The organism is Brevundimonas sp. UBA2416, from assembly GCF_002343105.1.
GTDB lineage: Bacteria > Pseudomonadota > Alphaproteobacteria > Caulobacterales > Caulobacteraceae > Brevundimonas.
Genome location: NZ_DDRM01000038.1, coordinates 200 through 10874 on the forward strand (window position 1 = coordinate 200; position 10675 = coordinate 10874).

The 10675-nt window shown below is 67.5% G+C and carries 9 protein-coding genes and 1 pseudogene; 1 reads left to right on the forward strand and 9 read right to left on the reverse strand.

All coding sequences use genetic code 11. The annotated features are described in order from the left end of the window. Window positions 1–352 (forward strand): annotated as a pseudogene (locus B3E43_RS12405) (hypothetical protein); the annotation flags it as partial. A gap of 260 nt (window positions 353–612) precedes the next feature. On the opposite strand, the gene B3E43_RS12410 reads toward B3E43_RS12405, so the two are convergent. The 9 genes from B3E43_RS12410 to B3E43_RS12450 form a co-directional block, all read right to left on the reverse strand. Further along, a complete protein-coding gene (locus B3E43_RS12410; protein ID WP_292029960.1) occupies window positions 613–2460 on the reverse strand; it encodes an LVIVD repeat-containing protein in 1848 nt (615 codons plus the stop codon). 22 nt (window positions 2461–2482) lie between these two features. After that, a complete protein-coding gene (locus B3E43_RS12415; RefSeq protein ID WP_292029962.1) occupies window positions 2483–3157 on the reverse strand; it encodes a DUF305 domain-containing protein in 675 nt (224 codons plus the stop codon). 4 nt (window positions 3158–3161) lie between these two features. Then, the gene (locus tag B3E43_RS12420; protein ID WP_292029965.1) at window positions 3162–3527 is read right to left on the reverse strand and encodes a hypothetical protein; all 366 of its coding nucleotides are present in this window, start codon (window positions 3525–3527) and stop codon (window positions 3162–3164) included. 128 nt (window positions 3528–3655) lie between these two features. Continuing rightward, on the reverse strand, window positions 3656–5194 hold the full coding sequence (locus B3E43_RS12425; protein WP_292029967.1) for an aldehyde dehydrogenase family protein: 1539 nt from the start codon (window positions 5192–5194) through the stop codon (window positions 3656–3658). A 28-nt stretch (window positions 5195–5222) separates the two neighbouring features. Next, entirely contained in the window at window positions 5223–7112 is a 1890-nt protein-coding gene (locus B3E43_RS12430; RefSeq protein WP_292029969.1) for an acetolactate synthase large subunit, read from the reverse strand. Window positions 7113–7198: 86 nt separating this feature from the next. Further along, on the reverse strand, window positions 7199–8398 hold the full coding sequence (ccmI, locus tag B3E43_RS12435) for a c-type cytochrome biogenesis protein CcmI (protein WP_292029971.1): 1200 nt from the start codon (window positions 8396–8398) through the stop codon (window positions 7199–7201). Further along, window positions 8395–8868 carry a cytochrome c-type biogenesis protein gene (locus B3E43_RS12440; RefSeq protein ID WP_292029973.1) on the reverse strand — a complete coding sequence of 158 codons (474 nt, stop codon included), beginning with the start codon at window positions 8866–8868 and terminating at the stop codon, window positions 8395–8397. Before B3E43_RS12440 ends, ccmI begins: the two co-directional genes overlap by 4 nt. After that, a complete protein-coding gene (locus B3E43_RS12445; protein WP_292029974.1) occupies window positions 8865–9401 on the reverse strand; it encodes a DsbE family thiol:disulfide interchange protein in 537 nt (178 codons plus the stop codon). The genes B3E43_RS12440 and B3E43_RS12445 overlap by 4 nt, the downstream gene beginning before the upstream one ends. Further along, window positions 9398–10675 (reverse strand): heme lyase CcmF/NrfE family subunit (locus B3E43_RS12450; protein ID WP_292029977.1); only part of this gene is annotated, 1278 nt, incomplete at its 5' end. The genes B3E43_RS12445 and B3E43_RS12450, both read right to left, overlap by 4 nt.

Genomic DNA, 10675 nt, shown 5'->3' on the forward strand with positions numbered 1-10675 from the left:
GGTCAGTCGCAAGGAGCAGCGTCGCCGCTTCAAGGAACGCGAGGTACACCCGCTCAAACAGTGGAAGCTGTCGCCGATCGACCTGGCCTCGCTCGACAAGTGGGATGACTATACCAAGGCCAAGGAAGCGATGTTCTTCCACACCGATACCGCCGACAGCCCGTGGACGGTGGTGAAGTCAGATGACAAGAAGCGCGCCCGGCTCAACGCGATGCGCTACATCCTGCATTCCCTGCCCTACAAGGATAAGGATGTGCAGCGCATCGGCAGGGTTGACGACCTTCTTGTCGGTCGCGCCAACATTATTCATGAACGCGGCGAATACGGGGTCGTCAGCGGCCATGACGATTAGCCCGCTCCGGCCGTCGTCCACGAAACCGGGCATGCGCCGGCAAGTCAGGTCGACCGCATCCCGTCGATCGAAGGCAGGGCCTTCAAGGCATCCCGAGGCTCTGTCGGCCAAAATGGCGTGGCGGTAGGGCCAGCCGAGCTGGTTGGAGACGCTCGCGGCGCAGGGATGGGTTCCCGGGCCCTGCCTGCCCCGGGCGGAGACGGGTTGTCGTTGGACTGACAGCACCCTGTGAAGCAACCCGCCTTCGCTCGGTCCGCCTCCTAGCGGCCCCGGCGCTCGAACAGGTCCGCCAGCGCCTTCAACCGCGTCTTGTTGAGCCCCGTCGCCTTGCCCGAAGCCTCATTGAGAACCCGGGCGAGTTCCGCCGAACCACGTCGGTCGGTGCGGCCGCCCCGACGCCATTGATCTATCCCGGCCCGGACCTGCGTGGCGAGTTCCGCCTCAATGCCGCCTGCCCGGCCGAGTTGGTCGAGATAGGCGCCCGCCACGTCGGGGCTGTCGGCCCAGGTGATGCGCGTCTGGGTCTGGGGATTGACCGTCGCCGCCGTCACGGCCTCGGCCGCGGCGATCTCGGCCGCGGACAGATGTTCGCTCGGAACCAGGCGCAGCACGTCGAGGCCGCGAACGATCTCGCTCGAATAGATCCGGCCGTTGAGCCAGTAGGCCGACCACGACCCACCGACATACAGGCGGTTGGCATCGATCGGACCGCGATCAAAGTAGGCGATCTCGACCGGCCTGGCGGGATCGGTGAAGTCCATGATCGAGACGCCGCCCTGGTACCAGGCCTGGACCATCAGGTCGCGGCCCGGGACCGGAATGATCGTCCCGTTGTGAGCGACGCAGTTCTCGGTCGCGCCCTGGGCGCTCGGCAGCTTGTGGAAGCTCTTGCCCGCGAGCGTCCGGTTCTCGATGGTCGCGACCATATTGGCGCCCCAGGTCGCGGGGTTCGTGGCCTGGCAACGGGCGCCGATGCCGCCGCCCCACTCATCGGTGAAGACGACCTTGTCGCCGGCGTTGTTGAAGGTGGCCGAGTGCCAATAGGCCATGTCCGGATCGAAGATGTCCGAGGTCCGGCGCGGATTTTCCGGATCGGAGATGTCCAGCAGGATGCCGTTGCCGCTGCACGCGCCGGCCGCCAGCCCGATTTCGGGGAAGACGGTGATGTCGTGGCACTGGTTGGTCTGGGCGGTGTTCTGGGTCGCGATTCCGGCCCGGCCGCCGCGCCACAGACCGGCGACACGGCCGGTCTGGCTGTCGGCGAAGATGCGCGGGCGGTTGACGATCGCGGCATCCTGCGGCCGGTCCAGTTCCACCTTGATCACATCGATCGAGAACAGGGCGGTCTCGGGGTTCTGATCCGGCTGGCCGTCAGTGCAGATGGACAGCTCCGCCGCGCCGCGCACGTCCGCCGTGCCCGAGTTGTAGACATAGAGGACATTGGCGTCCGTCGGATGCGGGACCAGCGTGTGGGTATGCGATCCGCGGCAGGTCTGGACGGCGGCGATCTGGCGCGGCGCGTTGAGGTCGCTGATGTCAAAGATGCGCAGGCCGCGGAACCGCTGGCTGGTCACGTCATCCTCGTTCGTCGCGGAGCCGCAGTTCAAACGGCCACGGTTCTCCTCGACCGACATGAACAACAGGTCGCCGTGGACCGAGACGTCGCCCTGGCCACCGGGGCAAACCACCGACATGACCAGCCGCGGCGCGCCGTCACCGGAGACATCGTAGGCATTGAAGCCGTTGAAATTGCCGACGAACAGGCGGCCATTCGACATCGCGAGGTCTGTGTTGGCCCTGCCCAGCGGACTGAAATTGGGATTGCCGTTCGCCCGGGCCATCATCGCCTCGCCCTCTTCCCGGCTGGTCGGCGGCGAGAAGCCGATGTCAGGGTCCGCGAACCCCGGGGCCATGCCGACGGAGTGCTCCAGAACCATCCCGGACGCCAGCTGGCCGGCGTCGGCGAGACCGGGCGACAGGGTGCTGCGGCCGTCGGCCCGGATCACTTGGACATCGCCTGGTCCCGTTGCCTGCGCCAGGGCTCCGTTGGCCCCCAGCAGGACGCCGAGAACGGCGACGGTGGAAAGCAGGGTGCTGCGAACGTTCATGGCCGCTCCTTCGGGAAGGGGTTCAGAGGTCAGACAAAAGGGACTGCATGCGCAGAATTTCCGCCGACTGGTCGCCCACGACGGAGGTGGTGAAGTCGGACAGCATTGTATCTTCCGCTGCGCCCGGCTGGGCCATCAGGGCGTCGACCATATCGAGCGCGCCCTGATGGTGGCGGATCATGCCTTCGAGAAACAGGCGGTCAAAAGCCGGCCCGCTCGCGGCCGCGAGCGCCTGCATCTGCGCCGGCGACAGCATGCCGGGCATGATCGGCGTATCGGAAGGCGGCATGGCGTGGCCCGCATGGGCCGAATGATCCATACCGGCGTGACCGCCGCCCATGTCCGGCATCTCCAGCGGAAGGCCGCGATCGGACAACCAGCCGCGCATCAGGGCGATCTCGGCCTCCTGACTTTGCGCAATCCGCTGGCCCAGTCGCCGCACGGTCGGGTGGGTTCCCCGCGTCTGCAGAAATTCGACCATCTCCACCGCCTGGGCGTGGTGGACGATCATGTGCTGCATGAAGGCGACGTCGTCGGCCGTAAAGCTGGTGCGGCCGAGTGCGGCCGCCTCCGCGGCGCTGATCACGCGCGACGGAGCGCCGGGCGCGCCGGGATTGAAGATCGGGGGTGTCTGCGGACTCGCCGCGATCCCGATCAGTCCGGCCAGAAAAAGTCCCGCCGCTGCGCCTGCGACCAATACCCTAGCCCCCGGCGCCGACGACGGTGAACTTGCCGTCGCGCTCCTGGCCGATGAACCAGTTCATCGTCTGACCGCTGGCGAACTTGACGCTATAGGTCTCTACCTTGCCATCGGGCGTGTCCTGGGCGCTGACAAAGGTCATGGTCTCGATCGCTCCGAGCGCCTGGAGTGCGGGCGACATTCCGGCGATCTGGGCGTTGCAGGCGTCCAGCAGGGACTGAGCCATCAGGGCGGCGAGGCAGGTTCCCTGGGCGGCCTCATCGATGATCCGGGTCAGTTGCGGCGCATACTGGCCTTCCTGGGCCATCGCCGGAAACGCCATCAGGCCCGCCGCTGCCACGCCGGCCAACATCATACGGATACGCATGCAATTCTCCTCAGGGGATCCCACCCGGTTCGGTGAACCATGGCCCAGCCGGACGGGCGTCACAACCTGCCGCCGCGTGACAAAGAGTTCATGCTTCTGAGCGTCGCTTGCGACGGAAGCCGCCGCGCTCAGGTCTTCCGTCCGAACCAGCCCGTGCGGCCGGGCGGCGGCGGCGAGGGCTGGACCGGCGCCGGCTCCGCGGCGTGCGGCGCGGACGCCGGGGCGCTTTCCACCGGCCGCTGGCGGATGACCAGATTGCGGATTTCGGTCATGTCCTCCATGGCGAATTTCACGCCCTCGCGGCCGAGCCCGGAGTCCTTCACTCCGCCATACGGCATGTTGTCGACACGATAGCTGGGCACGTCGCCGATCAGGATGCCGCCGACCTCCAGCACGTCCCAGGCCCGCATGGCCTTGTGGATGTCGCGGCTGAAGATGCCCGCCTGCAGGCCGAACCTGGAATCGTTCACCTCCGCGAGGGCCGCCTCGAAATCCGCGAAGCGGGACAGGATGGCGACCGGGCCGAAGGCCTCCTCCTCCCGGATCTTCAGGCCGCGCCCGACGCCTTCCAGCAGGGTCGCGTCCAGCATGGCGCCAGTGCGGTTGCCGCCGCACAGAACGGTCGCTCCGGCGGCGCGGGCCTCATTGATCCAGGCCTCGAGCCGGCTCGCCTCCTTCTCGTCGATCATCGGACCGATGAAGGTGGTCTCCTCACGCGGATCGCCGCAGATCAGGGCCTTCGCCTTCTTCACCAGCAGGTCGCGCATCGGACCAAAGATGTCGTCGTGGATCAGGATGCGCTGCACTCCGATGCAGGACTGGCCCGACTGGTAGAAGGCGCCGAAGATGATCCGCTCGGCGGCGTCCTCCAGATCGCTGTCGCTGTCGACGATAACGGCGGCATTTCCGCCCAGTTCGAGCACCACCTTCTTCTTGCCGGACTTCGCCTTCAGCGCCCAGCCCACCTCGGGCGAGCCGGTGAAGGACAGCAGCTTGAGGCGATCATCGGTGGTGAACAGGTCCGAGCCGTCGCGCGTCGCCGGCAGGATGGAGAAGGCCCCCTTCGGGAGATCGGTCTCGGCCAGCACCTCGCCGATGATCAGCGCGCCCAGCGGCGTGCGCGAAGCCGGCTTCATCACGAACGGGCAGCCGACCGCCAGCGCCGGCGCGATCTTGTGCGCCGCCAGGTTGAGCGGGAAGTTGAACGGGGAGATGAAGGAACACGGCCCGATCGGCACCCGCTTCCACATCCCCTGATAACCCCGGGCGCGGGCCGAGATGTCCAGCGGCTGGACCTCGCCGGTCATGCGCACCGACTCCTCCGCCGCGATGCGGAAGGTGTCGATCAGCCGGGTCACCTCGCCGCGCGAATCCTTGATCGGCTTCCCGGCCTCGATGCACAGGGCGTAGGCCAGTTCGTCGGCCCGCTCCTGAAAGCGTTTGACGCAGTGGGCCAGCACCGCCTGCCGCTCATAGGCCGCCATCCGGGCCATGGGCTCCGTCGCCTTGACCGCCTCGCCGATGGCACGGTCGATCATCGTGGCGTCAGCCATTGCCACGCGCGTCGCCACCTTGCCCGAATACTTGTCGGTCACCTCCAGTTCCTGGTTGGGCGAGATCGCCTCATTGGCCAGGTAGAGCGGATAGGAGGCTTTCAGGGACGGCATGGGACGGCTCCGGCGGGGGGACTGGAGATTAAACCGGCAAGGCCGCGCTGAGTTCGCGGACATCCTTGTTGAGGATGCGATCATTGTCGGCGTAGTCGATGGGCACCTCGACCACATGAACCCCCGGCGTATCAAGGCACTGTTTCAACAGGGCCGGCATACTCTCTGCCGAGGTCACCCGATGCCCTTGGGCCCCGTAGCTCTCGGCGTATTTGACGAAGTCGGGGTTGCCATAGGTCAGGCCCCAGTCCTGGAAACTCATATTGGCCTGTTTCCAGCGGATCATGCCGTAGCTGTTGTCGTTCAGGATCAGCACCACGAGGTTCAACTTCAGCCTGACGGCGGTCTCCAACTCCTGGCTGTTCATCATGAAGCCGCCGTCGCCGCAGACGGCCATGACCTTGCGGTCGGGGAAGACCATGCTCGACGCCATCGCAGACGGCAGGCCCGCCCCCATGGTTGCCAGCGCATTGTCGACCAGGAAAGTATTGGGCATGTGGGCCGGATAGCTGCGCGTGAACCAGATCTTGTAGACGCCATTGTCGAGGCACAGGATTCCGTCCGACGGCATCACCTTGCGGACCTGGTCCACGAGGTACTGCGGATAGACCGGGCAGCGCAGGTCGCCAACGGCCGCCGCAGTGTGATCCAGCTCCGCCCGGTGCGCCCGGACCATGGGATCGAAGCTCCAGTGCGGCTGGGCCGACAGGCTCTCCTTGATCTGCCAGATGGCGTTGGCGATATCCCCGACCACCTCGATCTGCGGGAAATAGACCGGATCGACCTCGGCCGTGCGGAAGCCGATATGGATGACGTCGCAGCCGCCCGGCTTCATGAAGAAGGGCGGCTTCTCGATCACGTCATGGCCGACGTTGATGATGACGTCCGCGGCCTCGATGACCCGGTGCACGAAGTCGCCGGAGGACAGCGCCGCGCAGCCCAGGTATTTCGGGTTCCGCTCGTCGATCACCCCCTTGCCCAGCTGGGTGGTGATGTAGGGAATACCGGTCTTTTCAACGAGTTCGGTCAGCATCCGGCTGGTCAGCTTGCGGTTGGCGCCGGCGCCGATGATCAGCAGCGGCGACTTCGCCCGGGCGATACGGTCGACGGCTATGCGGATCGACTTGTCGTCGGCCACGGGGCGCCGGACCTGGCTGGCGACGATGACCGGCGACGTCGTCTGTTCGTGGGCAATGTCCTCCGGGAACTCCAGATGGGTCGCGCCCGGCTTCTCCTCCTGGGCCAGCCGCACCGCCTCGCGCACCCTCGCCGGGATGTTGTCGGCCGAGGCCAGCTGGTGGGTGAATTTGGTGATCGGCCGCATCATGTCGACGACGTCGAGAATCTGGAACCGGCCCTGTTTCGACGACTTGATCGGCTTCTGGCCGGTGATCATCAGCATCGGCATCCCGCCCAGCTGGGCGTAGGCCGCGGCGGTCACCAGATTGGTCGCGCCGGGCCCCAGGGTCGCCAGACAGACCCCGGCCTTGCCCGTGTGCCGTCCGTAGGTGGCCGCCATGAAGCCGGCCCCCTGCTCATGCCGGGTCAGGATGAGCTTGATTTTGCTGCTGCGCGACAGGCTGTCGAGGAAGTCGAGGTTCTCCTCGCCGGGAACGCCGAAGACATATTCGCAGCCCTCCTCCTCCAGACAGGCGACAAACAGATCCGAGGCCTTGGTCATCGTCTTTTCCAATACGGGAGCGGCGACCGTCACGGCGACGGGCGGTGCGGAGGGGGAATGCGGTACTGGATCGGCGGGTTCAGACGCAGCGGCCGGTCGGACGGTCGCGGACGGACGCCGACGGCGGCCCAGCAGGGCGAAGAGCGCGATGAGGGCGGCGCCGGCCGCAATTGCGCCGGCGACCAGCGGCTGGCTGACCGCAGACAGGATCGCGTCCTGTAACGATGCCTCGGTCATTACGCCCGGCCCCCACTCGCGCGGCACCTTGAACCGGAACGCTGTTTCTTGTCACGCGAGGTCGCGCCTCGCGATAGTCCGCTCGATCAGGCGCCCGGCACGCGAAGGCCCCGCGCCGCCTCGGTCAGGGCGGCCTGCTCGGTCGGCGAGTCGGCAAAGGCCCTCATCCCGTTGCGATACGCGGTCGTCGCCGCCGCGCTGTCGCCCAGCACCATCCGGGCCCGCATCAGCCGCACCCAGCCGTCGCGATCGCGGGGCGACGCCCTGAGCCGCTCTTCAAGGCCGCTGACCATGCCCTGGATCATGGCCTGCTGATCGGCCGGGGCCATATTCTGGGCCTCCGCGATCTGGGCCGCTGTCGGACCCGGAATGCCGGGCGGGACCGCTGCCGCGGCGGGTGCTCCCGCTGGCGCCGGACGCAGACGGCCCGAAATGTTCTGTCCCCGCTCGCGCGCCAGATCCTCGACAAAGGCCCGGACCTCGGCTGCCCAGGGCGCGCCCGGCGGGGCGGAGTTGATCAGGTCGATCCAGGCCGTCATCGCCGCTTCCCGCTCGCCGCGCTGATCCATCTCCACGGCCACGAAATAGCGCGCGCGGGGGTCCTGCGGGTCGGCGCGCAGGGCACCCCGGAAGGCCGTCAGAGCGGGCGGTGTCACCTGCCCTCCCCCGGCCTGCACCAGCGCCTCGCCCTGGGCCGAGAAATGCTCGGCGTTGGTCGGCTCCAGCGTCGCCGCCCGGCCATAGGCCTCGGCCGCCTCGGCGAACCGGCCCGTCTGGAAATAGGACCAGCCGAGCATCCGCCAGCCGTCGACATCTTCGGGCGTCTGGCGAAGCTGGGTCTCCAGCTGGACGATCATGGCCTGGACGTCCGTGCCGTCATGCGCCGCATCAGCCGGGGTCGCCGCCATGGCTGTGCTGCGCGCTCCGGCGCCCGGAAGATCGGGCCGGCCCAGCAGGGCGTAAAGCCCGGCGCCGCCCAGGGCGACGACGGCCGCCAGTCCCAGCGCCAGCCGGATCAGGGCCTTTTCGCCCAACGGCCGGCCGGTCGGCTTGGTCTCCACCCCTTCAGCCAGCGCCCGGCGCTCGACCTCCAGACGCAGGGCCGCGATGTCCTCGGGCGGCGCTGTTCCGGCCTCGGCCTGACGGTCCAGATCGGCCAGCTGCGCCTTCAGCACCTCTGCGGAGGTCGTCCGCCGGTCCAGAACTCCGCCCGGCCGGATCAGCGGTATGGCCAGGCCGACCACGGCCAGGGCGATCATCAGGGTCAGGACAATCCAGAGGATCATGACGCGTCATCGACTTTCAGTATGCCGGCGAGCGCACTTCGCTCCTCGGCCGACAAGGGGGTGGGATCGGCCGCGCCGGTCCGGTTGCGACGGCGCAGATACAGGGCCAGCCCCAACCCTCCGGGGATCAGCACCAGCAGGGGCGCGCTCCACAGCAGGATGGTCTGCACATCGAGCGGCGGCTTGAGCAGCACGAAATTGCCGTAACGGGCGACGATATAGGCCATCACCTCTTCATTGGTGTCTCCGGCGGTCAGCCGCTCGCGCACGATAGCCCTCAGGTCGGCGGCGAGCGGGGCGTCGGAGTCGTCGATCGACTGGTTCTGGCAGACGACGCAGCGCAGTTCCTGACTGATCTCCCGCGCCCTTGCCTCAAGCGCCGGGTCAGTCAGTTGCTCCTCCGGCAGGACCGCCGCGACGGGTCCGGCGACCAGCAGGGCGCAGAACAGTCCGAGGACGAAGCGTCTCATGTCTCGCGCTCCAGCCGGTCCATCATGGGCTGCAGGGTCTCAGTCCAGACCTCCGGCGTGATCGGACCGACGTGGCGGTAGCGAACCCGACCATGGCCGTCGATGACGAAGGTCTCGGGGGCGCCCGTGACGCCGAAATCGATGCCGGTGCGGCCGTTCGGGTCCGACCCGATCAGGGTGTAGGGATTGCCCCGCTGCGCCAGCCATTCCGCACCGGCCGAGGGCTCATCCTTCCAGTCCAGTCCGTGAATGGTCACGCCCTGCGCCTGGAGCCGCAGCAGCATCGGATGCTCGATGACGCAGGCGACGCACCAGGAGGCGAAGACGTTGAGCAGCACCGGCTTGCCGGTGAAATCCGTGGACGCCAGCCCCACGGTGTCCTCGGGCGTCAGGCCCGGCAGATCGAAGGTCGGGATCGGCCGGTCGATCAACATGGACGGCAGGATACTGGGATCGCGGCGCAGACCCAGACCGAGGGCCGCGGCGACCATCAGGAACAGCAGGATCGGAACGATGAAGGCCAGCCGTCTCATGTCGCCGCCTCCGTGGCCTTGACCGGCGCCGCCTTGCGGGCGGGCATGGCCAGCCGCGTCCGCCGGTCCGACAGCGACAGCACGCCGCCGAAGGCCATGATCATGGTCCCGCCCCAGATCCAGCCGACCAGCGGATGCCACCAGAGCCGGACCGTCGCCGCTCCGGGCGTCGCGCTCTCACCCACGGAAATATAGAGATTGCCCATCGCCTCGCCGCGGATGCCCGCCTCGGTCGTCTGGGTCTGACTGGACGGATAGAAGCGCTTCTCCGACACCATCAGGAACGGCTGCCCCCTGCCCTCGACACGGAAGCGCGCCTGATCCGCCTGATAGTTCGGGCCCCTGCCCGGCCCCAGCGCATCCAGCGTGATCTGTCGACCAGCGAACTCGATGGTCTGGCCCGGGTTCATGGTCACGACCTCGCTGTCCGTCCAGGCCGTGATCGCCGTGACGCCGATCGTGGTGACGCCAAGCCCGGCGTGTGCGACCGCCACCGCCCAGAAGGCCAGCGGCGTGGTGCGGATCAGCCGCCCGGTTTCGGCGCCCTTCCGGCCGATCCCCCAACGTCGCGCCAGCAGCATGAAGGCCGCCACGATCAGCCAGACACCCAGTGCAATCCCCAGCGCGGCCCCGACGTCGGCGATCCCGAACACCGCGACCCCTGCGGCCGCCGCGACGACCGAGACGCCGATCGGCCAGCGCAGCCGCATCAGCACAGCGCGTGCGGTATCGCGCTTCCAGTTCAGCATCGGCCCGAACGCAACCAGCACCAGCAACGGAATGAACAGCGGCACGAAGGTCAGATTATAGTACGGCGGGCCCACCGAAATCTTGTCGCCGCTCAGGACGTCGATGAACACCGGATAGAAGGTGCCAAGGAACACCGTCGCGGTGGCCGCCAGCAGGAACAGGTTGTTCAGGGTGATCCCGGCCTCGCGCGACAGCGGCGAAAACATGGCCCCGGTCCGCATCGCCGGCGCCCGCCAGGCGTAGAGACCCAGCGCAGAACCGGTGGCGATGAGGATGAAGACCAGGATGTAGGCCCCACGCTCGGGATCCACCGCAAAGGCATGGACGCTGGTCAGAACCCCCGACCGCACAAGGAAGGTGCCGATCATGCTCAGCGAGAAGGTCATGATCGCCAGCAGGATGGTCCAGCTGATCAGGGCGCCCCGCTTTTCCAGGACCAGAGCCGAATGGAGCAAGGCCGTGCCCATCAGCCAGGGCATCAGCGAGGCGTTTTCGACAGGATCCCAGAACCACCAGCCGCCCCA